The 26627-nt window shown below is 50.0% G+C and carries 25 protein-coding genes; 5 read left to right on the top strand and 20 right to left on the bottom strand.

Translation table 11 applies throughout. The annotated features are described in order from the left end of the window. Positions 1–4: 4 nt before the first annotated feature. The 8 genes from NYE54_RS03035 to NYE54_RS03000 all read right to left on the bottom strand — a co-directional run bounded on the left by NYE54_RS03035 (position 5) and on the right by NYE54_RS03000 (position 9253). Positions 5–835, bottom strand: coding sequence for a carbohydrate ABC transporter permease (locus tag NYE54_RS03035; RefSeq protein WP_339269930.1), 831 nt, complete (start codon positions 833–835; stop codon positions 5–7). Next, a complete protein-coding gene (locus NYE54_RS03030; protein ID WP_076322333.1) occupies positions 828–1709 on the bottom strand; it encodes a sugar ABC transporter permease in 882 nt (293 codons plus the stop codon). The genes NYE54_RS03035 and NYE54_RS03030 overlap by 8 nt, the downstream gene beginning before the upstream one ends. Positions 1710–1789: 80 nt before the next feature. After that, positions 1790–3103, bottom strand: coding sequence for a sugar ABC transporter substrate-binding protein (locus NYE54_RS03025; protein ID WP_339269928.1), 1314 nt, complete (start codon positions 3101–3103; stop codon positions 1790–1792). A gap of 332 nt (positions 3104–3435) precedes the next feature. After that, a complete protein-coding gene (locus NYE54_RS03020; RefSeq protein WP_339269926.1) occupies positions 3436–4476 on the bottom strand; it encodes a LacI family DNA-binding transcriptional regulator in 1041 nt (346 codons plus the stop codon). A gap of 317 nt (positions 4477–4793) precedes the next feature. Next, the gene (locus NYE54_RS03015; RefSeq protein ID WP_339273375.1) at positions 4794–6014 is read right to left on the bottom strand and encodes an asparaginase; all 1221 of its coding nucleotides are present in this window, start codon (positions 6012–6014) and stop codon (positions 4794–4796) included. Between the two features lie 346 nt (positions 6015–6360). Next, positions 6361–7176, bottom strand: coding sequence for a hypothetical protein (locus NYE54_RS03010; protein ID WP_339269925.1), 816 nt, complete (start codon positions 7174–7176; stop codon positions 6361–6363). After that, entirely contained in the window at positions 7166–7708 is a 543-nt protein-coding gene (locus tag NYE54_RS03005) for a sigma-70 family RNA polymerase sigma factor (RefSeq protein WP_339269923.1), read from the bottom strand. The genes NYE54_RS03010 and NYE54_RS03005 overlap by 11 nt, the downstream gene beginning before the upstream one ends. Before the next feature lie 153 nt (positions 7709–7861). Then, complete coding sequence (locus NYE54_RS03000) at positions 7862–9253, bottom strand: MATE family efflux transporter (protein ID WP_339269921.1); 1392 nt, start codon at positions 9251–9253, stop codon at positions 7862–7864. A 156-nt stretch (positions 9254–9409) separates the two neighbouring features. Between NYE54_RS03000 and NYE54_RS02995 the strand changes: the two genes are divergently transcribed. Further along, positions 9410–10279, top strand: coding sequence for an AraC family transcriptional regulator (locus NYE54_RS02995; RefSeq protein ID WP_339269919.1), 870 nt, complete (start codon positions 9410–9412; stop codon positions 10277–10279). Between the two features lie 184 nt (positions 10280–10463). Beyond that, the gene (locus NYE54_RS02990; protein ID WP_179090620.1) at positions 10464–10616 is read left to right on the top strand and encodes a hypothetical protein; all 153 of its coding nucleotides are present in this window, start codon (positions 10464–10466) and stop codon (positions 10614–10616) included. Between the two features lie 137 nt (positions 10617–10753). Here the strand turns inward: NYE54_RS02990 and NYE54_RS02985 are convergent, their stop codons facing one another. The 12 genes from NYE54_RS02985 to NYE54_RS02930 form a co-directional block, all read right to left on the bottom strand. Beyond that, a complete protein-coding gene (locus tag NYE54_RS02985) occupies positions 10754–11308 on the bottom strand; it encodes a hypothetical protein (RefSeq protein ID WP_339269917.1) in 555 nt (184 codons plus the stop codon). 132 nt (positions 11309–11440) lie between these two features. Then, entirely contained in the window at positions 11441–13024 is a 1584-nt protein-coding gene (locus tag NYE54_RS02980) for a helix-turn-helix domain-containing protein (RefSeq protein WP_339269915.1), read from the bottom strand. After that, positions 12999–14924, bottom strand: coding sequence for a sensor histidine kinase (locus NYE54_RS02975; RefSeq protein WP_339269913.1), 1926 nt, complete (start codon positions 14922–14924; stop codon positions 12999–13001). Before NYE54_RS02975 ends, NYE54_RS02980 begins: the two co-directional genes overlap by 26 nt. 182 nt (positions 14925–15106) lie before the next feature. Continuing rightward, positions 15107–16780 carry an extracellular solute-binding protein gene (locus NYE54_RS02970; protein WP_339269911.1) on the bottom strand — a complete coding sequence of 558 codons (1674 nt, stop codon included), beginning with the start codon at positions 16778–16780 and terminating at the stop codon, positions 15107–15109. 128 nt (positions 16781–16908) lie between these two features. After that, positions 16909–17790 (bottom strand): carbohydrate ABC transporter permease, encoded by an 882-nt coding sequence (locus NYE54_RS02965; protein ID WP_339269909.1) that lies wholly within the window; start codon positions 17788–17790, stop codon positions 16909–16911. Positions 17791–17821: 31 nt separating this feature from the next. Continuing rightward, positions 17822–18811 (bottom strand): ABC transporter permease subunit, encoded by a 990-nt coding sequence (locus NYE54_RS02960; RefSeq protein ID WP_339269907.1) that lies wholly within the window; start codon positions 18809–18811, stop codon positions 17822–17824. Between the two features lie 338 nt (positions 18812–19149). Next, the gene (locus NYE54_RS02955) at positions 19150–19323 is read right to left on the bottom strand and encodes a hypothetical protein (RefSeq protein ID WP_179090623.1); all 174 of its coding nucleotides are present in this window, start codon (positions 19321–19323) and stop codon (positions 19150–19152) included. Positions 19324–19510: 187 nt separating this feature from the next. After that, positions 19511–19747, bottom strand: coding sequence for a cold-shock protein (locus NYE54_RS02950; RefSeq protein ID WP_071222231.1), 237 nt, complete (start codon positions 19745–19747; stop codon positions 19511–19513). 96 nt (positions 19748–19843) lie between these two features. Further along, positions 19844–20044: a cold-shock protein CspD gene (gene cspD, locus NYE54_RS02945; RefSeq protein ID WP_006207896.1), complete on the bottom strand. Its 201-nt coding sequence runs from the start codon at positions 20042–20044 to the stop codon at positions 19844–19846. A 304-nt stretch (positions 20045–20348) separates the two neighbouring features. Further along, positions 20349–20813, bottom strand: coding sequence for a pyridoxamine 5'-phosphate oxidase family protein (locus tag NYE54_RS02940; RefSeq protein ID WP_339269904.1), 465 nt, complete (start codon positions 20811–20813; stop codon positions 20349–20351). A 20-nt stretch (positions 20814–20833) separates the two neighbouring features. Next, entirely contained in the window at positions 20834–22495 is a 1662-nt protein-coding gene (locus tag NYE54_RS02935) for a cellulase family glycosylhydrolase (protein WP_339269902.1), read from the bottom strand. Positions 22496–22722: 227 nt separating this feature from the next. Continuing rightward, a complete protein-coding gene (locus NYE54_RS02930) occupies positions 22723–23904 on the bottom strand; it encodes an acyltransferase (protein WP_339269900.1) in 1182 nt (393 codons plus the stop codon). Positions 23905–24051: 147 nt separating this feature from the next. Here NYE54_RS02930 and NYE54_RS02925 point away from each other — a divergent pair, with 147 nt between their 5' ends. The 3 genes from NYE54_RS02925 (at position 24052) to NYE54_RS02915 (ending at position 26588) form a co-directional block, all read left to right on the top strand. Continuing rightward, positions 24052–24825, top strand: coding sequence for an amino acid ABC transporter ATP-binding protein (locus NYE54_RS02925; RefSeq protein ID WP_339269898.1), 774 nt, complete (start codon positions 24052–24054; stop codon positions 24823–24825). A 158-nt stretch (positions 24826–24983) separates the two neighbouring features. Continuing rightward, positions 24984–25793: a glutamate ABC transporter substrate-binding protein gene (locus NYE54_RS02920; RefSeq protein WP_076322350.1), complete on the top strand. Its 810-nt coding sequence runs from the start codon at positions 24984–24986 to the stop codon at positions 25791–25793. Positions 25794–25934: 141 nt separating this feature from the next. Beyond that, positions 25935–26588 carry an amino acid ABC transporter permease gene (locus NYE54_RS02915; RefSeq protein ID WP_202618860.1) on the top strand — a complete coding sequence of 218 codons (654 nt, stop codon included), beginning with the start codon at positions 25935–25937 and terminating at the stop codon, positions 26586–26588. The last annotated feature ends 39 nt before the right edge of the window (positions 26589–26627 follow it).

Here is a 26627-nt window from a genome sequence, read left to right as displayed (position 1 = left end):
TCCTTCAGCCCTTCATCCCTGTCGAAGCGATACCCTGAACAAATTGCTTCTGCGCGAACAGATAGACGATGACGACTGGAAGCGTCGTAATGACGGCCCCTGCCATCAGCATTGCTTGGTTGACGTTCTCCGATTTCAGGTAGAGCAAGCCGAGCGGCAATGTATATAATTCCTTGTCTTGCAGGTAAATCAGCGGTCCCAGCGTGTTGTTCCACGCCCCCATGAAAGTGAATACTCCTAGCGCCGCCAGCGCCGGCTTGCACAGCGGCAAATAAATTCTGAAGAATATGCCCGGCGGGCTGCAGCCATCAATCGTAGCCGATTCATACAGCTCTTTAGGCAAAGATTTGATAAACTGATGCATCAGGAAAATACCGAACGCCCCGCCCAGAAAGCTGGGCACGATCAAAGGGTAATACGAATTCAATGCGCCAAATTCCTTCCAGATGAAATAGGTCGGGATCATGGTCACTTGAGACGGAATCATTAAGGTTGCCAGCATGATCATATAGATGAGCCCCCGCAGCCGGAAGGTGAACATCGCAAGTCCAAAGGCCACAAACGCGCAGGAGATCAAGGATCCAACCATCTCGATCGAGACGATGAAAAAACTGTTCAGGGTGTATCGACCGAAGTCGACTTTATTCCATATCGTCACATAGTTATCCCAATTCACCGGATTCGGGATGAGCTGCGGCGGCATCTGCGAGATGGCGCCTACCGTTTTCAGCGATGTGGACAGCATCCATATGAATGGGAACACCATGAATACCGCACCGACAATCAGTAGCAGGTACATGAGCACCTTAAGTAAGGGGTGAGTAGTCTTAGTCATAATGCACCCACTTCTTCTCAAAATACTTCTGGAACAAGGTGAAGCCTAGAATAATGACAAACAGCAGCCAGGCCGTTGCGGATGCCGGTCCCATTTTGAAGAGCAGGAACGCATCCCGGTACACTAGCAGGTTCGGAACCATGTTCCGTTCCGGAATTCCCGTGGTGATGGAACCGAACAGGCCGAGGAACACATCAAATGCCTGAAACGCCGAGATGGTGGACAGAATCATAACGAGATATACCATCGGCGTTACCATCGGGAACACCACCTTCGTCAACTGCTTCCAGCCGTTGGCTCCGTCGATTTGCGAGGCTTCCAGCACCTCTTTCGGAACATTTTGCATCCCGGCCAGGATCATGATCATGGATTGACCAACGCCCTTCCATACCTGAACAATCGCGATGCTGGAGACGACCATCAACCAATTGCTGCTATCTATCCATTTCACAGGATCGAGGCCGATGGATTCCAACACCCAGTTGATGACGCCGTATTGGTAGTTGAACATCCACACCCAGACCACGCCGCCGGCGATCCACGGAGTAACGACAGGCAGGAAATAGAACAAGCGGAACAACCCCTTGGCCCGAATGGCCTGATTCAGCATAAAGGCGATCACAAACGCCATGATCGTCTGAATCGGCACGAAGATGAGTGCAAACATAAAGACATTTCGGATGGATACCCAGAATTCATGTTTGTTCAATACGCGCACCCAGTTATCCAGCCCGATCCAGCGCGGTGCGTTAAACAAGTCCCACTCCGTGAAGGAAATATATGTTGAGAATACAATCGGAAATAAGAGGAATACCACGACATTAATGACAAACGGCAATGTGAATATATAGCCCCAGTACCCTTGTTTCTGCATGACACACCTACCTTTCGATAGCGGGAAGAGAGGTGCAGCCCGATACGTCGTCAAGACTGCACCGCTCTTATCCCATGAAGCTATTTACTGGAGTCCAGTACGTCCTGAACTTTGGTATGAATATCTTTCACGCCGTCTTCAACCGAGACATTGCCTACCATGATTTCATTGACCACCTGCTGCACCAGAATGCGCCATTCGCTCCAAGTAGCATTTTCATCCAGGGTAACGCCGCCTTCGTTAATGCCGTCCGTGAAAGCCTCTTTGTTCAGCGGTTTGGTTGTGCTGTCCTTCAATTGATCCAGTGCCGACTTCTTCACGGGAAGCGTGGACCCCGTCTTGACGATCATGTCCTGCACTTCATCGCCGAGGTAATATTTCAGGAACTCCCAGGCGGCATCCTTCGATTCCTGCTTCGCTCTGGAGGAGACCAGCCACGTGTTGGCTACCATCGGAACATAACGTTTGCCGTCAACGCCTTTCGGAATTTTGACAACATCCCAGTTCGTATCGGCAAAACTCTCGTTCATATTCACCTGCAAGCTGTATTGGAGGAAGTACATCGCAGCCTTGCCGCTTGCGAATACTTCGAGCTCGCCGCCGTTCGCTTTTAGAAAGTCGATATCCGCAAAATATCCCTGGTCCAGCCCATCATACAGCTGCTGTAAACCGACCGCAGTCTTGGGATCGTCAAACCGCGATTTCGTCAGGGTATCGTCCAGGGCAGAGCCGCCTGCCTGCTTGATCCAAGGGAACCAGCCATTGGTTATGGAAAAGGATCCAATAAATCCGAATTGGCTCGTTTTGTCTCCTTCTTTGATCGTCAGCTTCTTGGAGGCCTCAATCAGGTCGTCATAGGTCCAGTCGTCGGTGGGCACTGGCACGCCGGCTTTCTCAAAAACATCCTGGTTATACGCGAGTGCAATCGGGTTAATACCGTGAGGTACACCCCAGATCTTGCCTTCAGGCGTTTTGGCCGAGAACAAGCCATCGATGTATTCGTCTGCCTTCAAATCAGCTTCAATGTAAGAGGATAAATCCTCTGCTACACCGCGCTGTCCGTAGCTAAGTATGGTGGCGTTCTCTTGGAACCAGACGTCCGGCATGGTGTTGCCTGCAATCTGCGTGGCGATCTTGGACGTAAAGTCCCCCCATGGCGCTTCTTGAATTTCAACGTTGATGTGGGGATGGGAAGCAATAAAGCCATCGATAATTTCCTTACTCGTCACCTCATAACTGCCGGGAAGCCCAATCTTGAGCGTCACTTTGTCTTTGCTGCCTCCCGGTTCGCCCGGCGGAGTTTCCCCGTCGGTTGATCCTCCGGATGAGGAGCATGCCGTGAAAATCATCATAAACGCCAGTATCAGGGTGAATACCTTTACCTTTTTTGACATTGAAAACCCTCCTTTTTGTTTACAAAACAGGATTGCGTGTTTTCTGCTCCAACTCATTCCAAAAGGCATTATTTTTATAGTAATCGATTTCTGTAACGAGTATAGCATGGAAGCCCTTTCTTGAATAGAGCTTTCTATGCTCTCTTCGATGTTTTTTTATTATAAAAGTCTGAATTCAAGCGTTACATAAGGTATTCCGAGGTTTAATAGGCATTGTTTTCCACTTGTTGAATCAAGAGAAGGATAGACAAAAAAATAGTAATCGATATCTTTTATTCTGAAAACAAATAAAGCCCGAGCAATGATGCCCGGGCTTTATGCCATCCTTGTATTCACTTGTTTTCCCGGATATCCCGGACCGATTTTCTTTCCAGCAATTTAGGCTGCAGCATAACATCAAACATCGGACTATCGTCGCCCTGCATCATATCCAGCAGCATTTTGCAGGCCATCTTCCCCATCTCGTAATCGGGCTGCTTAATCGTTGTAAGCGGCGGATGAATCATCTGCCCAACATCAATGCCGTCAAAGCCCATAACTGAAATCTGCTCCGGCACTTGGATATTACGCTGTGACAATTCGTTGATCACCCCGAAGGCCATCATGTCGTTGCATGCAAAAATCGCCGTCGGCTGCGGCGAAGAATGCTCCAGCAATTTCTGCGTGAGCTGCTTGCCCGTATCGAATTCGGTAATCGCATTATACACTTCTTCGGTCGGTGACTCGACCACCAGCGGCTTGAGACCCGCGTCCTTCATCGCCGACATATAACCCTGATGGATGCTTCGGCGACTTGGGCGATCCAGCTTGGAAGTAACGTAACCGATGCGTTCATGCCCCTTCTCCTGCAGATGCTTGGTTGCGATGTAACCGGCTTTGTGATAGTCGAACTCAATCTGGTTAATGTTATCCTCGTCGATCTTCTGATCGATGGCGATGACGTTCAGTCCAAGCTTCATCAACTGAGTCAACTGGCTCTTATCCTTGGAGATCGAGGAGATGATCAGGCCTTTGACCTGTTTCTCCATGATCGTCCTTAAATATTCATCTTCCAGCGCCGGGTCTTGCAGGGAATTGCATACGATAACCGTAAAACTATTCTGCCGAGCCACCTCTTCGATCCCGAATATGACGGAGGAATAGAATGGATTCACAATAGAAGGTATGATGACTCCGATTGTATTGCTGCTATTCTTCTTCAGCTGTTTGCCGAGCATATTCGGAATATAATTGGACTCCTTCGCGATTTGCTGGATGCGCTCTTTAAGCTCCTTGCTGACAGGATAACTGCTGTTGCTTAACACGCGCGAAACCGTCGCCGAAGAAACATTTGCCATCTTCGCTATATCATGTATCGTGGTCGGCTTCTTCATAGGATCCCTCACTTATAGTAATCGTTTACTATTGTAAAGTATACAAATAGCTGACATAGAAAGCAATAAATCGATGAAAATATCCTCAACGCTCACACCCCTGTTACCATCCGGTTGATCCCGAATTCCTCGGCTATAATCCGATTGGCAGCAATGTTATTTTCAGCCGCTGAATCTGACAGCCGCAAATAGCCATTTGTCCCTTCGTGCTTTCGAACAAAAAAAGACCGCCAGGTTATCCCTGGCGGCAAATATATTGGTGGAAGGAATTTCATGGTTCAGTAGGAATAAGGAGTAGCCAAATAGAGTAACTAAGATTACACTTCAGGTGTTCCGTAGGTTGCGAACCAACCCTTAATGGTATTGAAATCATCCGTAAAGGACAAGGAGAGCAGCAGCAGAACGCGGGCTTGTTGAGGGCTAAGATTGTCACCTGAAATGATACCCTCTCCGCCGCCGTATACGCTGCCGGAGCCTGTACGGGTTGTTGTTACGAAAACCACCCCCTTCTCGATAGCATCCTTGCGGGCCGCGCTCATCTCTTTCGAGATGCCGCCTGCACCAGTGCCGGAAGTGACGATGCCTTTGGCTCCGTCTGCCACAAAGCCTTTAATCGCACCGCCGCCGGCTTCCTGATAGGAGATCGCAATTTCGACCTTCGCCAGATCCCCTTTAGAGATTTTGCTCAGGTCAAACACCGGTTTGCCTTGACCTTCCCCCTTCATTGCACGGAGGGGAGCCCGGTAGATACGGATATTCTCGTCATCGATATACCCGACCGCGCCCAGCATAGGCGTTTCGAACGTGTCGGTACGGTAGTCATTGGTCTTGGTTACGCCGCGTGCCAGATGAATCGTATCATTCAGCATCAGCACCGTGCCGAAGGACTCCGTACGGCCGCTTCCAGCCAGCTTGATCGCATTGTACAGGTTCGCTTGGGCATCGGAACCAATCACCGTCCAAGGTCTCATGGAACCCGTGATAACGACGGGTTTGTCGCTTTGCACCGTCAGATCGAGGAAGTACGCGATCTCTTCCATCGTATCCGTCCCCGTCGTCACAACGACGCCATCGTATACCTCCAACGCTTTGTCGACGGTCCGGGAAAGATCGTATAAATCCGCCATGGTATAAGCGCTTGACCCGGAGTTGCCGAACTGGAGCGTGCTGATATCCGCAATCTTGTCCGTATTCGGAAGTTCGCCCACCATATCTTCAATCTTCAGCGTACCCGCCCGATAAGATTGAAAACTGGTGGCATCCGTCGATTGGCCTGCCAAAGTCCCGCCTGTCGCAATGACCAGCACATTCGGCTTGGTCGATTGCTTAGAAGCTTCCGATAGAGGAGGTACCGTCGTATTCCTTCCCGGCGTTGCAGGAGTCTGTACGGGTGCAGCCGTACTAACCGTTCCTTTCACTTCCGTCACTGTGGCAGCATGTGCCGCATAGGTTCCAAGAGGAGATAAAGAAACAACAAAAGCGGTGAATGCAGCGGTACTCCAGACCGCTAAAGGACGTTTTGACTTTGGTTTCATTATGGCACTCTCCTTTTTATGTCATAATACATAACATTAAAATATGATTTCGTTAGAGCTATTCTATTTAATGTTATTTAATATAACAAATCGAACATGCAATAGGAAAAGCGTTTCCAATTAAAGATATCCATCATTATCATTTGATTTATGGGCATTTTCAATAAATTAAAAACAATATATCCCAGAATTAGGGAGTGCTCAATATATTCATTAGACCTTGATAATGTTATATAACATTACATATAGTTATCTGCTAGCACTTCTAACCGATCTTTAATCACTTAAAAAGGATAGCCTCTCATCATTCGATTGGACTATCCTTGTTTATATCATGAACTGAAGCTATCTACTTACTGTCAGACTCTGCATTTGTATTGGTCGTAATATGGAATTCCTTCATCATGTTATGAAAACGCGCACCGAAGCCTTCGGAAGCCTCCAGGAAATACTGCTGCTTCACGACAAAGCTGCCGCCCTGCCCGTTATCAAATACGTAATACCGTATAACCGGATCATCCCACTCTTTGCCGCCGGTTCCGCCAACGGCACGCACTTCCCAGCCTTGAATCGGTTCATCCACCGAATTCGACTCGACCTTCGGATACGCTTGCAGCTCCGCCTGGATCCGCTCCGCGGCGGTCTTTGGATCGATGCCCTCCTGCGAGATTTCCATGAACACTTCCGGATAGCGATCATCCGTCGGCTTCTCCTTCAATTCAATGCGGTCCACGCCCGATTCATGAACCATTTTAAACCGGCTCTCATCAATGTAAATGACGTAATCCGCACCCTCATGCAGCTGATCTACGCTTGTTTCCGGCGTGCCCTCAAGCTCCTGCTCGACCGTTTTCTGGGGAGCAAACCATTCCTTCACCTGATCAATAAATGCCTGAACCGGTGCCGTCTGGAAGCTGACGGTCAGCACAATGGCTGCCGCAGCGGCGGTTCCCGCGATCCATCCTACCGCTCTTCGTCCCGAACGGCGGCGCCCTTTCGATTCCCGCGGTGCGAAGGGAATCTCAGCTTCCGCAGGCCGCTGGGCTTGCTCGCTATGGATCCGCTCCTTGATCACCATCCAAATCTCGTCTTTATGTCGCATCGCGTCATCCGTACCCTTTTTCAGGCCGTCTTCAATCTCTTGATCCCATGGATCATGTCCCATGCTGATTCCCTCCCCTATTCTGCAGCATCCATTCCTTTAATTTCTTTCTCGCTTTGAACAGCCTGGACTTCACCGTGTTGACGTTCAGCTCCATCATGTTCGCGATATCCTTCTCGGTAACATCATTTAAATATTTCAAAATGACGGGAATCCGGTGCTGATCATCCAGCCGCTGCACCAGCTCATATACCTCGCCGTGCCGGTCAAAATCGTAGGTGTCGTTCTCCGAGGGAATATCCCTCTCCTCCGAAATCTCGGAAGGCACCACCCTCGCATGTTTCTTCAAATACCGGTTGCACTCGTTATAGAGAATCCGGTTGAACCACGGATCAAAGGGCCTGCTCAAATCATAGGACTCCAGATTGCGGTAAACCCGGATAAACGTTTCCTGGACCACATCGGCGGCGCTTGCCGGACTCCCGGTGATTGCGGTTGCCGTTCGAATCGCCCGATCCGCATATAACCGATACAGTTGTTCAAACAGTTCGTCGCTGTATTCCATCTTTAATCGTTGTATAAGGTCGTTTACCAAACCGTACTTGCCTCCTTTCACTTGGCCAATCACTTACAATACCCCGCCATGCGGATAAAAAGTTTTCGAATGCGTTATTTTTATAGTATGGCAAAAAAAGGATACCCCGATGCCGCACGGCCGAAGTATCCTTTTTCATATCATAACCCATCATTATGCTTGCGCTGGCATTGGCTCCATTGACGCCCCCTGATGGCTCGCCGGCTCTACCTGCTCTGCCTTTCTCAAGTGCTTCTGCCCGCGCCAGCGGAAGAAGGACAGCACGCCCCGCAAATACTCGTCGGCAATCATGCAGGAGTATATGCCGATGAGCCCCCATCCCATGTGAATGCCAAGTACATAAGAGAGCACGGTCGCGACCAGCCACATCGAGCCCAGGGAAATATACATTGTAAACCTCGTGTCTCCGACGGCGTTAAGCGAGTTGCCGAGGGCCATGTTGAGCATTTTGCCCGGCTGTAGAATTAGATTCATGCCCAGGAGCGATGCGCCTATCGCAATGATCGTCTTATCGTCCGTAAACAGCCCTAGCAGCTGCTTCCCGAACACATACAGAAGGAAGGCATTGACTACAACATAAACAGCCCCGACGCCCAGCGCGCGATACGCGCTCCGATAAGCCTCCTTGATCCGGCCCGCGCCAAACAGATGCGCGATCTGAATCTGGGCAGCCATCGCAATCGAAGAACCCAGCAAGAAGCAGAAGGATTCCAGTGTATTCATATACGTACGGGCAGCCAGCTCGGCAGCGCCCAACGTTGCAATGAAGGAATAGATGATCAGCTGCGTGAACACCCAGCAAGACATATTGATGCCGAGCGGCCATCCAATCTTCAGAATTTCGCCGAACAGCGGACGGTTGAACACACGGAATTCCTTCCATTTGATCCGATATTCAAATGAACGAAGGAATATATACAGCAGTAAGAGCACAGCGAGCAGACGGCTGACCACCGTCGAGATCGCGACACCGGTAAGTCCCCACTGCGGGAACCCGAAAGCGCCGAAAATAAACCCATAGTTCATAACAACGTGAATGATATTCATTCCGATCGCGACATACATCGGTGCACGCGTATTGCCGGTATTCCGGATGACGGTGCTCATCGTAGCCATCATGGCAATCAGCACCATCCCGCCGCCGACAATGGAGATATACGTTCCGGCAAGCGGAAGCAAATGGTCCGGCAGTTGGAGGACCGAAGCGATGGCCTCCGGCATCGCAAATAATATCCCGCTGCACACCAATCCGATAATCGTGGTGACACTCACCGCCATGATGCCGATCGTTCGGGCATCGCCCGTTTTATGCGAACCAATCTTCTGAGCGATGAGAATGCCGGCACCGCTGGCAACCGTCATGAACAACGTTGTCATAGCCTGAAACAACTGATTGGAGAAGCCAACCACCGCAACCGCATCATCGGAAATCCGGCTGACCATCAATGTATCCACCGCTCCCAGCAAAAACTGCAGGAACAGCTCGATGAATATGGGCCATGCGAGAACCCATAATGTAAATTTGTTTGTGTTTTTATCCAACATTCCAACCTCCGCCCATGATGTAAGGGTTAAACACAATTCATGATGAAACGGTCTTTAACCTTCTCAGATTATAGATGGTATACTGGAGTTATAATATCATTATCCGAACGAAAACTATCAAAATTCAAACCTCAAGAATCACGAAAGGGCTTTCTTATGACAATCCTGAATTTTACCGTTCCGCCGCTGCCGGAATATATCAATAGCGGGCTCACCCGCGCTCCTATTCATAGCGGACATCCCAACCGTAAAAACATCGGTATCTTTGACCTGCTCGTGGTCATGAAGGGGGAGCTCCATGTCACAGAGAATGGCATTCCTTATGAAATCGAACCCAGCATGTTCCTCATCCTGCGTCCCGATACGCATCATTTCGGCACGAAGGGATGCACGGTGGAGACCGATTATTACTGGCTTCATTTCCAAACCTCCGGGGAGTGTCATGCGGACGAGGCCTGCCAAACGCCTAGAAGAGAAGAGGCTCCGGAGCTGAAGGCGATGACGCCGAACTATTTTTCCGTTAATATCCCCCAATTTGGCACCCTTCCTCAACCGGAAAAGGCCCTGGAGCTCCTGGCTACCATGTCTTCGCTCGTTCAGTACGGTCACCAGGCCAAATTTCTATGGCGGCAGCAGGTGGTGTTCCAAGAGCTCATCGAACAGCTGGCCGCCGCACTGGATACACCGGTGTCCTCCCCTTCCTCTGCCTGTGCCGAGCAGGCCGCGGCGTATCTGCGGAAGCATTACCGTGAGGAGTTCAAGGTGCAGGATCTTGGCGAACGCATTAACTTCCACCCTGTTTATATCGCACGCTGCATGCAGAAGGAATTCGGCTGTTCGCCTGTTGAATATTTGCAGCGCTACCGGATCGAGCAGGCCAAAATGCTCCTCATGCAGACGGACTTCAGCATCAGTCGGGTCGCTGAAGAGGTCGGTTTCAATCATGCAGCGTACTTCACCTCCTGTTTCACGAAGCAGGAAGGGATCTCGCCGCGTAAATACAGGCAGCGGTTCTTTATGAATTAATTCATTTTTACGCAAAAATCTAAGAAAGTGACTTGCAACCTGTGCGGGAACTCTTTATAATGAGAATTAGCCATATGATAATGATTATCATTACCGGACAAGTGAGAATGTGTTGAGAATGGACGTTTGAGCTCCTACACGCTTCGCTTGGAGAGTTTATATATAAAGGAGAGCCGATTGACTTATGAAGACGACTTCCCGCCGCTGTTCTCTGCAAATCGATGATTATTTGGACCTGCTGAACCTTGCGATCCAGCTTGGAGATGTGAAATGGCAGAAAGAAATTACCCGCAAAATGGAAATGACGCTGTCCACATTAGAGACTGCAGCTCAATAAATAACATGGGGATTACATAATCCTGCATATAGAAAAGACACCCGATCGCGAATTCCAGGTATGTCCCAGGAAAGCCGATCCGGTGTCTTTTTTTCTATCATCCTATCGTTCTTCTCTGGGTCCTTGGATTCACTAAATTACTTCTTCGTAGTAAAACCATCCAGATCCTGCTTTAACCGGTTGTTAAGCGCTACCAATTCGCCGTAATCGGAGATGTCCAGGTTGACTTCGCCCCCCTCAACCGATTCCGAAACGTAATAGACCTTGTACATCAGAGGAATCAATGCTTCCGAATCCCGCATAATAATCGCGTATTTCTCGATATCTTCGTCCGAAAAGCGCCCGTTCTCCACATAACTCTCCCTTATGCTGTCAGACAGAGCCAGGAACTTTGCAGCGATGGGGTTAAGCAGCTGAGAACGGACGGCTTCATCCGCTGTCTTGGAATACGCCTCGATAGCTGCCAGCTTCAGCCGTACTTCTGCAAGGCGCGCTTCATGAAGGGGCATGGACTTCAACTCCAGAATGTCGGTGTAATGACTCCATATTTGAAATAGAGATGTGCCCAATATGCTTTGCAAGGTCATTTGTGTCCCCTGTTCGATCTTCTTCTGATGTTCAATCAGAAACACGGTGCATACCAGCACCAATGCAACAATCCATACCCAGATCCATTTCGCTGCATTCGACATAACGCACCTCCGACTTTTCTATTTTACCATATTAAGGATAAAACGAGATGCGATCTATCGTCGCCAGCGCAAAAAAAATCGATCCCGCCAATTCAAGATATGCGGCGGGACCATGCCAAAACGTTAGCCGGACTATTCATGCTGCAATCCCGCACCCGTTTGTACCTTGATCCGATATTCATGCGGCGAGATCCCTTCCAGCTCTTTGAATACGCGCGAGAATTGTTTGGTGTTCTCGAAGCCGACCGCTTTGCCAATGTCAGCAAGCTTCATGGCACCATCCTGGAGCAGGTCCTTGGCCTTCGTAATCCGCAGCTTCTTAAGATATACCACAAAGTTCTCACCCGTATGGGCCTTAAACGCTTCACTGAAATATGAATAATTCAAAGACACATAATTGCTGACCATCGCCATGTTCAGCGGCCTGTGATAATTCTCCTCCATGTAACTCACCGCTGCCTTGATCTCGGAATGCTCACTGTGGGCGGAACGAATCCCTTTAACATATTCATTCACGTGCAGCAGCAAATGCTCCAGATTTCTGAAATAGGTGTGAAAATGACGGTAATTGTCCATCGTTCCCACCTTTCGGTACAGCTTCAACACTTCCACCATGGATTCCCCGTACACACGGAATACCTCATCCAGCACCTGCTCATTGATCCGCTTGCTGACAAACTCCAAATAATCGATGGCCACATGCGGCATATCTCCGATATGAAAAATATCCAGCAGCAGCGCCTGGATCTCCCGCTCCCGCTCTGTGCCGAGCATGTTTCCCAGCTTGCGGATACTCTCTTCCGGCACCGGATACGTGCGCAGTTCTCCCTGAATATCATCATGGCTCATCAGCTTGACGTTGGGATGGATGAATGTGTAGCTCAAGGCGTTCAGCGCCTGAATGTAACAGATGCGGATATCTTCGATCCGGAAGCCTTCCCGGCTAATGCCAACGAAGAGCCCGTCCATCTCCCGCTCGGTAAACTGCCGTGCCAGCTTCTCGAATTGCCCGTCCGGACTACCGATGAGCACGACCCTCCCCTTGCTGTCCAGAAAGCAAGCGTTGATCCGTCCTTCCACTGAAGCTCTCATGTTATCAATCAATTGCTTCAGCTCATCCTTATTCATGGAATTGCCGTCTTCGTACTTGTATTTCATCACCGCTACCCGGAATGGCTTCACGAATGATTCAAACCCGATTTCGCTCGCGGCAGCCTCCATGTCCATCCCCAGCCCTTGGGGCAGCTCCAGCAGCTCCTTCAGCCGATGGGTCTGCAGCTGCTGAAGATATACTTCACTGGCCGCCACCTGGTTGTGCACTTCCGCTTGCCGGATCAAGGCTTCTTCTGTCTTTCGGAGGGCAGCGAACAGCTCATCCCGTCGAATCGGCTTAAGCAGGTACTCCTTCACCTGGTAATGGATCGCCGCCTTCGCATATTCAAAATCGTCATATCCGCTCAGGATTAGAACGACGGGTTTAACCCCCGTTGTTTCTTCCAGTCCAGCAAGCGCCTCAATGAGGCGTATCCCGTCCATGACCGGCATCCGAATGTCTGTAATGACGATCTCAGCCGGTTCTTCGCGGAAGGAATCCAGCGCGTCCTGCCCCTGGGCAGCCAAGCGGATCTCGTATTGATCCGGGAATTCCCGTTCAATCATCGTTCTCAGCCCATACCGGATATTCTTCTCATCATCCACGATCATCAGACTTCTCATGTCCACTGCCTCCTCCTGTTAACAGAACCTTAGGGAATGTCATGGTCACCTGCGTGAACTCCCCTTCTTCGCTCTTCACTTCGATTCCATATTCATTCCCGTAGAACAACCGGATTCGCTGGTGCACATTCCGAAGTCCGATTCCTCCAGCCTGCACTCCACCTCGCCCGTAATCTACGGAGGGGAGTTCCTCGTTGTCCGCCGTTCGCAGAATCTCGCTCAGCCTGCCCAGCCGATAAGGCTCCATCCCGATGCCGTTATCCGTGACGTTAATCGTGATCCGGTTCTCTTCCCAGGCAATAGCATCGATCTTGATCCGCTTCTCCTGATCCGGGAACTCGGGCCAGGCATGCTTGACGGCATTTTCCACGATGGGCTGCAGCGACATTTTCAATACCTCGAGCTCCATGAATTCAGACGGAATGTTAAGTTCAAGCCGGATCGGCTCATCAAACCGGATATTCATGACATCAATATAATTGCGAATATGGCGAATTTCATCCTTCAGTTTGACGTACTCCCCCGACCATTTGAAATTATAGCGCATCATCCCACCAAGGGAGGTCAGCGCGTCTGAAATTGTGCGCTGCCCCTCGATTTCGGCCAGCATCTTTATATTTTCCAGCGTATTGTATAGGAAATGAGAGTCAATCTGGCTGTGCAGCGTTCGCAGCTCCGCTTCTTTGGTCACCGCTTGCTTGCGTACACCCTGGGCAATCAGTTCATTGATGGTGCGGATCAATTTGTTAAAATGATGCGCCAGCTCTCCCACCTCGCCGCCGCCCTGGATGGCAATCGTCGCAGTCACTTCACCCTTGCGGACTCTCTTCATCGTCTCCGTTAAACGGCGTAAACTCTTCAGGATAATGGAATTCAGGTAATACGTAATGATCGACAGCAGAAAAATCAATACAATATTCGCCGCGATAATCTGCCCCTGGGCTTTGGATACGTTATTCAGCGCCCCTTCCAGTGAAACGATATTCAGCACATGGGCATGAAGCCGTTCCATCGGTGTCGCAATCAGCAGGAACGAGGAGCCGTTTAAACTGAACCGGGCATGTACTGTTTCCTCGAAGTCACCCGCCTGCTGCTTCAGATTGGCGAATTGGATCGCCACCTCATCTCGGAGTCCCTCGTGACTGGTCATAAACGATTGGCTTCTGTCCATGAACAGCTGTCCTTCCTGATCGACAATGGCCATCTGCGAGCTGTCATCCACGATACCGGCAAAGGTCTTCGGAGCAAAGTGCTTGAGCAGCATATCCACCTGGATCACGCCACGGTAACTCCCGCTATGGACTTGGCGAATCAAGGACACCTTCGGCAGCTCCTCGGAGGCATCGGCAGCGTAACGCTGCAGAATATCGGGATCGCTGTAGTTGAATACCCAGAGTTCCCCACCGTTCAAATCCTTGATCTTAGGGAACCACGGCTCGCTTGCGATCCGTTTCTCCTGGAAAATGATAGGCCACATTTCCGTTACGTTGGAATTATTCGTATATAACCGAAGGTGCGTGATATTCGGATTGTTGGTTTGGATCCGTTGGATATCCTTGAAGGGCCCCCAAGCCAAATCGATTAACCACGCCGGCTCCGGTTCTTCATTGATCCGGAGATAATCCTTGATCCCGTCATCCGAAATTGCCAGCTGAGCGGCCATCTCAATCGCCTCAATCTGGTTCAGCATGTTCATCTTCTCAATTTCTAACAGGAACGAGTTCTGGTTGAGCGCATCGCTGATATAGGTATCGCGGATCTGCTTGAAAAAATAGTTCGATACGATAATGCTCGGAATGAGCAAAATCAAGATATACGCAGCAACCAAACGACTCTGCATCGACCTGCGGCCAAACCAATAAGTAAACGATTGAATAAGCGATCTTATTCGTGTCACCATGACTGTCACTTCCCGTTTTCTATGTATGACCGCAGCCGAGCCATGAATGGTAAGGCTGCATCAGCCGATCGGATACCCTCCTATATTAGCTCGTGATGCGACAAAAGGCACCCTATTTCGACAAAATCGATAATAGGGTACCTTGAGTCTTCATTTTGTTCATCCGCCTGAGCGGATCATCCTTACTTCAAGAATTCCTCAAGCTTCTTCACGTTCTCTTCGTATTCTTTCTGTCTGTATTCCTGCACTTTCGCAAATCCCAGCGATTCACGCTTCGCTTGGTAATCGTTCCAAATCTGATCGAACTCGGCATCCGTTTTGGCAAAGATCAGCTTCGGCAGGATTTTACCCCACTCGTTCAACACCTTGTCGTTGATGATGCCTTCCTCGGAGCTTGCATCCGGATCCAGTTGATCAAATTGTGAGAAGCTCTCGGTCTTTCCACGAGTCCAGTCTTCCATCTGCTTGAACGGTTCCACGGCCGGAGGCGCCCAAGGCTGCGTAACGTTGTTATCCATCATCATCCAGAAGGTATGGGATGCTCCATACTTCTTGTCGAATGCGCCGCGGTCGCTGTTCAACAGCTCTGCAACCTCTGGTAGGAATTGGTCTTTGCCATCGATCGTATCCCATGTCACGCCTTTCTCGCCAAGGTAAGTATCACGCTGACCTTCTTCGGAGATCAGGTAATCCAGGAAGCGAATGGCACGCGCTTTGTCTTTTACGTTTTTCGAGATCAAGGTTACCGTCCAACCGGAGATCGAAGGACCCGACAGCGTCGGCTGATCCAGATTGGTGTTAGCCGGCCCATCCACAGCGATATAGACGGAATTCGGATCGTTTGCATACAACGCGTTCTGCTGGTTCGCCATATCGCTGCGTTGGTACAGCATCGCGAAATAGCGTCCCTGTGCGATTTTTTCTTCCATCTGCGGACGTTTATCCACGAAAATATCCTTAGACATCAATCCTTTTTCATTAGCAAGACGCAAGGTTTTCAACCATTTTACATATTCCGGATCTGTTGTACGGTCATTCAATTTCCCGTCTTTATCCTGTGGAATGGCAAGGAAGTTCTGCAGGTAACCCTCCAAAGAGCTGTTTCCTTTTTCATGGAAATCATGCAATCCAAACGGAATGAGTGGCTGCCCGTTCACATCCGGGAACATTTTCTTGGCGTCCTCAAGCGCTTTCAGGAAACCTTCCGGTGTGCGCATATTCGGGCTTCCCAGTGCCTCATACATGTCTTTGCGTACCAAGAAGGTTTGGTTCGATGTGATGTTGTCGCCAAACTTCTCATAGTCCTTCGGTGATGAGGAGGCATTCGGATAACCGTAAATGTTACCATCATCCTTGGTGTACCATGACACTTTCGCAGGGTCCGTTACCTTATAGAAATACGGATCATATTGATCAGCCAATTCGTTCAGCGGCAGGACCAGATCGCCTTCAATCATCTTTTTGACAGCGTCTTCATACCACCCTAGCGTAATAAAATCTGGCAATGTACCGGAAGCGATCATCGTATTCATCTTCTCGGCTTCGTTCCCCGCAGGTACGATCAGATTAAGATTAACCCCTGTCTTTTTGGTTACGTATTGAGAAGTAATGTCCTCGCCCCATTTGTTCGGGAACCAGGCAAAGTTGATGTACCAGTCAAATGTAATCGGGGAGGTGTCGACTTCCCATCCCGGCTGATCCTGAGTCAATTTTACTTCTTCTGCCGGCTTTTCTTCCTCTTTTTCTTTTTCCGACGCGCCGCTATTATCACCGCCGGACGAGCATGCTGTTGTAAAGGCCATGACCAGTGCGAACATCAACAACAGAAGGCTCTTTGGCTTAAGCATCTTGCTCATGTGTTTACCCCTTTTCTTATTTAAAAATATGATTATATAGAACTCCCGCCAAATTAGGCAAGAGAAGCTACCTGTAAGAACTTCCCCTCCCCCCGGGAGAGGAAAGCTGCATGATCAGAGACCGAGAATTAACCTTTAATGGAGCCGATCATCATTCCTTTGACGAAGTACCGCTGCAGAAACGGATAGACAAATACGATCGGCGCCGTCGTTACGACCATGGTCGCCATTTTGATCGATTGGGAGGTGACTGTCTTGGCAACGCCGCCCGGAACCTGAGCCATCATCTGATTGGAGCTGGATTGTGCGACGACCTTATATAGGTACGTCTGGATCGGCTGCAGATCCGTATTGTTGATGTAGATGACGCCGGTGAAATAGTCATTCCACTGGAACACCCCATGAAACAACGCGATTGTCGCGATAACCGGCATGGATACCGGCAGCACGACCCGGAGGAAGATCGACCAGTCGTTAGCCCCGTCAATCTTCGCAGCCTCCTCCAAACCGTCCGGGATTTCTCGGAAGAAGGTCATGAAGATAATAAGATCAAAGAAACTGAACATGGCTGGTATGATGTAAACCAGGAAACTGTCAAGCATATTCAAATCCTTGATCAACAGATAAGTAGGAATCAGTCCGCCGCCGAAAAACATCGTTACGGTTCCCAGCAAAATATAGATTTTACCGCCAATAAGACCCTTCCGCGAAAATGCATAAGCGACCATGGCGGTGAAGAGGACGTGAATGAACACGCCGATCACCGTTTTGGTTACGGTAATGCCCATCGCCGTCATGATGCCAGAGCTCTGGAACACCGCGCTGAAATTTTCGAGGCTGAACATCCGCGGCCACCAGTAGATCCCTCCGCGCATGGCATCCTGCCCGTCGTTGAAGGCATTCACCAGCACGTACCAGATCGGGTAGATCGTCAGAAAACATACGATCAGCATGCCGAAATTATTGAATATATCGAAGAAGGCTTCGCCTTTGGTTCTGCGTTTAAACATGGATTATTCGTCTCCCTTCTCGCTGGTCTCGCTAGAATAGTGATGTGTCGTTCAGTTTTTTGGTCACCTTGTTCGCGATCAACAGCAGGATAATCGCAATGACGGACTTGAACAATGCAACGGCTTGCGCGTAGGAGTATCGTCCGTTCTGCATCCCGGTGTGGTAGACGAAAATATCGATGACGTTGCTCGCGCTTTCGTTCAGCGTGTTTCGGAGCACCAAAATCTGATCGAAGTTGGAGTTCAGCACACCACCAACCGCAAGAATGAAGAGAATGGATATGGTCGATTTGATACTGGGAAGGGTGATGTACCACATCTTCTGAAACCGACCTGCGCCATCAATCGTCGACGCCTCGTACATTTCAGGCGAAATGCTGGCAATGGCCGCCAGATAGATAATCGCGGACCACCCAAGCTCCTTCCATATATCCGAAGTGATAATAATTCCCCAGAAGTATTTCGGTTCGGCCAGGTAGGTGATCGGCTCATCGATAATATGCAGAGCCAACAAGAGATTGTTGATAATCCCGATATCCGCAAGCCAGGTCATCAGAATGCCGCCCAGAATGACCCATGACAAGAAGTGAGGCAGATAAGAAATCGTCTGAATGGTCCTCTTGTAGCGAACGGACCGGATCTCGTTCAGAAAGAGTGCAAAAATGATCGGAAGCGGAAATCCGATAAACAGCTTCAGCAAGCTGATCCCGAGCGTGTTCCGCATCACGTTCGTAAAGTCCTCGTCTGAGAAAAACTCCTTGAAATGCTCAAGTCCAACCCATGGAGCTTCGCCGATGGACTTCACGATATTGAATTCTTTAAATGCAATGATGACACCGTACATCGGAATGTAGTTAAAGATGATCATCCACGCAACGCCGAGCAGCGCCATAATTTGAAGATGTCGTTGGCCATAGAGCTTTCTGAGCCATCTTTTTCTGTCAAGCTTCTTCTGTACAGAAGGCTCCATTGCGGGACCGACACCGGTTTCGGAAACATCGGCATGAAGTTGATTTTGCATGGTTATGACCTCCAAGTTGATCCTATCATTTTGAAAACCTTTACATTCTCTATGTTTATATTGTAGATCGTCCTTTCTCTGCACGAAAGGTTTCAGATTTCGTTTCAAGGGGCTCATTTTTCGGGTAGGCTTCGGCATTTACGAAAAAATGCATCCTAAAAACGAAATATTGCGCCTTGTGCTCATTCCAGGCACAAAAAAAAGGCATGAACAGCAGCCTCCATAGCTGCCATTCATGCCTTCCCTCTTGCTAACGATTGTTCGCCACAAGCGATCCCTTGGATCGTCGCGGCGACGTTTATCGTTTATATCCTCAAGTATATCAAACGGTTCCCCAGTTATTCCCCTTTGTCTTCCTCACGTTGTTCCTGTTTGCTTTCGTGTTCCTGTTGGTATTTCTCACGCATCAGCTTTTGCATGATGAATTTCTCCTGATCGTTCAAGCCGCCTTGGTTATCCTGGCTGATCATGTTGTCAATGTTTCGCTTCAGTACCTCGGTTTGCGTGTTCAATACATTTCACTCCTTTGAATTTTGCGTCCCTTATGCTGTAAATCATTCTGAATGAGAACGAAAGGGTACACATATTACTAACCATTCTCCTTCAAATGAAACAGAAATAGACGGATTTACCATAAAATCCGAAGGTAGCTTCAAGAAGAATTTGTGTTTGCCCAGCGCTTTCTCTAGGTATTAGCTGCTATTTGCGCTCGATCTGAATCCCCTTAGCCAGAGATTTCTGTTGTTTATTGGTATTAACTAGCTGCGGCAGGCTTCTCGTTTCTTTGACCATAGGGGATTGACACAAATGGCATACTGGTTCCGTGTCGAACGCAAAATCGTCCCGCATCCACCCTTTGCAGTCTTCCTTCGTGCATGCCCATACTTCTGTTATTTCTTCAGGAATACTCTCCATCGAGTTTTTACGCGAATACATGAACGCTCCTCCTTATTCTCGTCTTAGAAAATAGAAACGCCGTATAAAAGAAAACTGCCCTTAATGTCACACATTAAGGGCAGTCTTCAATTGTAATTACAATTTAACAACGTTCTCAGCTTGTGGTCCACGGTTTCCTTCAACAATGTTGAATTCAACGCGTTGGCCTTCGTCAAGCGTTTTGAAGCCGTCGCCTTGGATCGCGCTGAAGTGAACGAATACATCGTTACCGCCTTCAACTTCGATGAAACCAAAGCCCTTTTCAGCATTAAACCATTTAACAGTTCCTGTTTGCATGGGGGAATCCTCCTTGATATATATTTACATGACCTTTTTTCTTCGCAGACGGAATAAAAAAATTCACATATTGCACAAGGTTACCAGAAATGACAACCCTCTACAATATGTGAATTCAGGTCGATTTCGATATTCATATCTTAACACATTTTACTGCCGATAGCAAATACCAATGCAAAAGATTCTGCGGAAAAATTAAAGTTATTTTCTTCGGCATCATTCCGATTAGGCATGAGTAGGCATATACAACTCCCGGCATATGCCGGGAGCTAGATCTTGAGCAAGTTTTTCACGCCGTAAACGTTTACTTTCGTAATTCCTCCAGCGTTTCCTTCCAGCGCTGCAAGACTTCCTCCGGGTTGTGCAGTTGAAACTTCACGGCCGAAATAATATCCGCATAGTTGGCGGTATCTTCGCGAACAGCCACTACCTCCGCATCAAAACGCTGCAGCTGATGCTTAGCATCCGGCAGATCGGGAAGCGCTTGAAGACGCAGCCGAACATAATAGGCCGCTCCATCATGAATCGCCACCAACGTACCCTGTCCGGACCGAAGAAGATTGCCAGTCGTAGTCGTCCCCTGCCATAACGCAAGTCGTAGCCGGCTTCGGTCTAAGGCCAAAACCTCCCCCACGCTGAGCATGGCCGTATGCGGCCATCCATCCTCGGTTACGCTCAACAGCAACATCGCTTCGTACTGTTTCGACTCCAGATCCGAGCCATCCAGCCATTGGCACAACCCTTCTGATATTACAGCTTGTTTCGTCATAGCTCTATCTTCCCTTCACCTTATAAATTTATACGCGCTTCAATAAATTCCAGCCAATCCAGCTCGATTCGGCCCTTATTTACCATGAACACCAGATTCACAGGGCCTTCCTCAATCGGCATAGCCTCAGCCACCCTATGGATGTCCCACTGTCCTTCGCCAGAGTCAGAGTCAGAGTCAGACAAGGAGATAAGCTCAGGCTCCCGATCCCCGATCTGGAGCATCAAATCCACCGTCCCCTCGGGAATGCGTCCCCGAATGTCCAGATGAAAAACGTCTGCGGAAGCGCAATTCGCATCATAAGCGAGCCAATCTCCTTCCCGGAGCTGCACGCATACCAGGTTATCCTCTATCCATGGCTTGCCGCCTTCCGGAGCGTAGCTTGGTTTCTCCGCCTTGCCCGTCATCATCCGCATCGGAACACCGTCATGAACCCGGAACCCGATATCCTGACTGGCCTTCGCCTCAATATGATAAGAGACACCCTCACCCCGATATCCGTAAAACTCTGCCGGAATCTGAATGGGCAGCCGGCGCAGCAATGACCGGGATACGTTCGGATAAGCATCGCAGGCTGCCAGTGGAAGATGATCCAGATATTCGCCCAGAATCGCTTCCGCTTCGGCTGAAGAGGGCTTCTCTCCGCCTTCCAGGTAACCCGTCAGCTTCTCCCAGCCTTCCGGCATGCGGATCGAGAACGGCGAGTTTTGAGTGTTCATCTTCTTCCAGGTCCAGAAGTTCCAGGATATGTTATGATCCTCGAACAACCGGAATGCGCCCGTATACCACTGCGGGTTGTTCTCGCCGCCTTCACCCATGAAGATCGGCACATTCCATTCTTCGCGAAGATCCAGATACTTCTGAATGCTCTCCGTGTCAGGATTATTCCAGTACTTATGGAACTGCAGCATCAGGTTATCGTCAAATTTCTCGTCGAAAATGCTCCAATCCGTTGACCAGTGGACACCTTCCAAAATGATCATATGGCGCTTGTCCACTTCGCGTATAGCCGCGGTGATTTCCTTATACAGCGGCATCACCCGATCATGATACTCGCTGAACCAGTCAGGCAGCGGCTCGTTAAGCAGGTCGTAACCGGCCACGATCCACTCGTCTTTATAGCGTTCTGCCAGCATACGCCACAGCGCCACGGTTCGCTCCACATTCAGCCGATCCGTGAACAGCTCTGGCAAATCCCGCTCGGAATCATCGATATTCGCGCCGGTCTGTCCGCCTGGCGCGCCATGCAAATCCAGAATAACATACAGCGAATACGTCCTGCACCAATCGATCACCCGATCGATGAGCTTCAAATGGCCTTCGTGATATACAAAAGGCGGCTGCTGTCCTTCCGCCATCATAAACCTGGCATTGATCGGCACCCGGATGGAGTTAAAGCCCTCGGCAGCGATCTGCCGGATATCGGCTTCCGCGATATAAAGCTCATAATAGGCTTCCCAAAAAGCCGCCGCCTTTTCCTCATCGATCAGGTCCCTAACCATGCCTTCGATGCGCCGAGGTCGGTCTCCTTGCTCCGGCATCTTCCACATGTACCCTTCCGGCAGCAGCCAGCTGCCAAGCCCGACTCCCTGCAGCAGAATTTCCTGACCATCTCCATTAACTATGCGCTTGCCGTCCGCCTTTATGAAACCGTTTACTAAGGAATCTCTGCTATCCTTCATATTGGCACTCCCTCGCTTTTCATGTCTGTAACGAATGTAATTGACCTGTACTTAGCAACGTCTTCGTACCACCCACAGACCGAGTATCAAACCAAATATAGCATGACATCCCAGATGATAAGCCTCATTCCGAAAATCAGAGAATCATTCTGAAATATCGCCACTCGGGCAAAAAGAAAAGGCGCTCTCCTCTTTGCGAAGATTGCGCCTTTTCCACTTTATCGAACTTACGATGATGCCTCCGTAACCGGCTGAGCCGGAACAGGACGATTGGGTGATCTTCCCGTCCGCAAGCTGCCCGGCAGTTTGCCGAAAAAGATCCAGGTCCAGCCCCCGAGACGGCTAATGCTGTAGACCACTACATACGAAACCGCCAGTGCGCAGACGAGCCCGCCGGCATACCAAGCCAGCATCAGCCAGGAATTCTCCGTCTGCGGAGGAAAGTCCCGGTAGAAGAGCAGGACCAGCGGATGCACCAGATAAACGCCGAAGGAATACACCCCGAGCCGTCTGAATCCGTTCAACCACCATACCCTCTTATTCCCGAATACCAGCGCGACCTGGAGCATGACCAGGGCAGTGGTTAACGTATGCACATTCCAGAAGGCATCGTAGAGCAGCGGATGATATTCCGTCCCTAGCAGTCGCTGATTGTATCGCAGGCCGATATGCACCAGGGCGGCGCCCAGCCAAATCGCCCAGAGCGCGACCCAGCCCAGCTTGCGCAGGGCTGGTCTTGCGGCATGCTGCGCTGAAGTCAGCCAATCCTTGACCCGGTCATAATAAATGCCGATCCATGCCCCGAGAAAATAATACGACAGAAACGACAGCGACCAGCTGTTCCGGTTCGTTACGTCCCACCAGGCATCATTGCCGATATAGAACACCCACTGCAGTACAATGCCGACCAGCACGCAGACCGCCGCGAAGCCGCGGAATCGCTTCAGCAGCATCAGCACGAGCGGGAACAGCAGATAGAACTGGATGTTAATGAAGATGAAATATAAGTGCGTGTAAGATTTCCCCGTCGCCAGCTTGGGCCAGAAGCTCTCCAGCATTGCCGCCAGATTTGACTCCCCCCCGCGATGATACCAGGCCACCGTAAAGAATAACACCGAGAACAGCAGATACGGCACCAGAATATACATCAGCCGGTTCTTGAAGAACCGTGCCAAGTCACGGCCTTTGAACGGGCGGTGATAATAGTTATAGAACAGCACAAAGCTGCTCAGAAATATGAAAGTCGTCGTTCCAACCTTCGAGAATATGTTCAGGAAGTTATACAAGCCAAAAAAATCGTCCCCGCGCATCTGAACTGTGGCGAACGACGTCGCATGCACCATCAGCACGCCCATCATCGCAAAGCCCCGAACCAGGTCGATTTCAGTTATTTTTGCACGTTTATCCATGTGGCCTCCTTCATATGAATACGCCCCCTATTATATCTCACTCCCCACCGCTTGGATACTAAATTTTCCTAAAAGTGGCATGGAACAAGCTCCCTTTGCCATACCAGTGTAAAAAGGGCCTGGCACCAAGACAGGTCACAAGCTTACATGCATGCAAGCGTCCAATTCGAAATGAATAGGAGGGGATTTCTACTGATTGAATTTAGCCGCGTCAACAAATTTTTCGGAACCTTCCATGTTCTGAAAGAAATCGACCTAACCATTTCCCAGGGGGAAGTCGTTGTCATCGTTGGACCTTCCGGCTCCGGTAAAAGCACGCTGCTGCGGTGTATCAATCGGCTCGAAAGCATTACGGATGGCGAGCTTGTCGTGAATGGCGTCAAGCTGCATAACCGAAAGATCGACATCAATACATTTAGGCGGGATATCGGGATGGTCTTCCAGCATTTCAACCTGTACCCGCACAAAAAGGTGATCGACAACATCATTCTCGCACCCATGAAGGTGCTGGGGATGTCCAAAGCGGAAGCGACGGAAAAAGCGATGAAGTACCTGCAGCGAGTCGGAATTGCGGACAAAGCGGACAGCTATCCTTCCCAACTCTCCGGTGGTCAGCAGCAGCGGGTGGCGATTGCCCGCGGATTGACCATGAATCCGAAGATTATGCTGTTTGATGAACCGACGTCCGCACTTGACCCGGAGATGATCGGCGAAGTGCTGGATGTCATGCGTTCACTCGCTCATCAAGGCATGACTATGGCCGTGGTTACCCATGAGATGGGTTTCGCCCGCGAAGCCGCAGATCGAATCGTCTTTATGGACGAAGGCCGGATTATCGAGGATACACCCGCCTCCGATTTTTTCAATCAGCCGCGGGAAGAGAGAGCACGGGCGTTCCTGAGCCGCCTGCTGCATCACTAACCCGGACTTGGTGCGTAGGGGTGGAAAAGGAATTGCCGCTTTGCTTTTTAGGATTGTCATGATGGCTGCCGCAAGAGACAAGGAGTCCACGCTCGGACAACGCGCCGTTAGGAGTTTGCTTGTTCAGAGAATTCATATCTTTAAGGGGGATCTGGTGTATGAAGAAAAGATTTACGAGGCCTTTCAGGTGGAGTGCGGCCCTTCTGGTGTTAGTGATGATGCTGGTCGCATCAGGGTGCGGGGGTTCCGGCAATACGGATACCCTCGAGGCGATCAAAAAACGCGGCAAGCTTGTAGCTGGCGTGAAATATGATACGAAGCTGTTCGGATTGCAGGACCCTGCCACCGGCAATGTAGAGGGCTTCGATATCGACATCGCCAAAGCGCTGGCCAAAAAGATTCTCGGTGACGAGACCAAGGTCGAGCTGAAGGAGGTTACCTCCAAAACCCGGATCGACATGCTGAAGAACGGGGACATCGACATCATTATCGCCACGATGACCATAACGGAGGAGCGCAAGGAGCAGGTGGACTTCAGCGATGTGTATTTTGAAGCCGGCCAATCGCTGCTGGTGAAGAAGGGAAGCCCGATCACGGGTCTGGAAAGCTTGAACAAGGATACGAAGGTGCTCACGGTAAAGGGCTCTACCTCTGCGCAAAATATTCGTGAGAAAGCGCCCGACGCCGTCATTCTCGAATTCGAGAATTATCAGGACGCCTTCACCGCACTCAAGGCGGGACAGGGGGATGCCCTGACCACCGACAATTCCATCCTCCTCGGCATGCAGCAGCAGGACCCGAGCTTTGAGCTGGTCGGCGGCAATTTTACGGATGAACCATACGGCATGGCCATCAAAAAAGGAAATCCAGAGTTTGTGAAAACCGTCAACGAGCTGTTGAAGGAGCTGAAGGATAGTGGTGAATACGACAAATTGTATGAGCAATGGATGGGCGTGAAACCGGAATAACCGCAAGCATGTAATGGTCGGGCCGGTCCTAAGACGTCATGGCTCCATTCAGGTTCCTCCCTATTGCGGGGCGGAGCTGCCTGGCTTCTTTCGACCAGCCACCCGATCATCATCCCCCATTGGAGGTGAGGCATTTTGACCTTGTGGGATTTTAACATTCTGGTAGAGCATTGGGATCAATTCATGGCTGGCCTGGGCCAGACCATTCTCGCCAGCCTGCTTGGATTGATCGGCAGCTTGGTGCTGGGCACCTTGATCGCCATCCTGCGGATTGCCCCATTCCGCATATTGAAAGCCATCGGCACCATCTATGTAGAGTTTATCCGCAACATTCCGCTCCTGGTGGTTGTCTTTTTCTTTTTCCTGGGCCTGCCCTCTCTCGGCATACCGGTTGACCCGTTTACTTCGGGTACGCTCGGGCTGATGGTGTATACGGCTGCATTCATTGCCGAAGCCATTCGGGCGGGGATCCAGGCGGTGCCCTCCGGACAGTCGGAGGCGGCCCGCTCTTCCGGGCTGAGTTATATCCAGAATATGCGCTACATCATTCTTCCGCAGGCGATCAAAATCGTACTGCCGGCCATCGGCAACCAATTGATCAATTTGGTCAAGAATTCCTCGGTCCTCGGCGTTATCGCCGGACTCGACCTGATGTATTATGCCGATCTGATTAACCTGAGCACGTTCAAAGGCATTCCCGTCTATACGTTTGTAGCCCTGTTCTACCTGCTCCTGACCATACCGCTTAGCCTGGCCGTCCATTATATGGAGCGCCGCTTTGCGAGAAGCAATTGACATTAAACGCAAGTGTGCCTAATAAACAGGAGGTGGCAT

Source organism: Paenibacillus sp. FSL K6-1330, from assembly GCF_037976825.1.
Classification (GTDB): domain Bacteria; phylum Bacillota; class Bacilli; order Paenibacillales; family Paenibacillaceae; genus Paenibacillus_AQ.
Note: the sequence above shows the minus strand (reverse complement) of the source record. Positions and strands in the feature narration are given on the sequence as shown.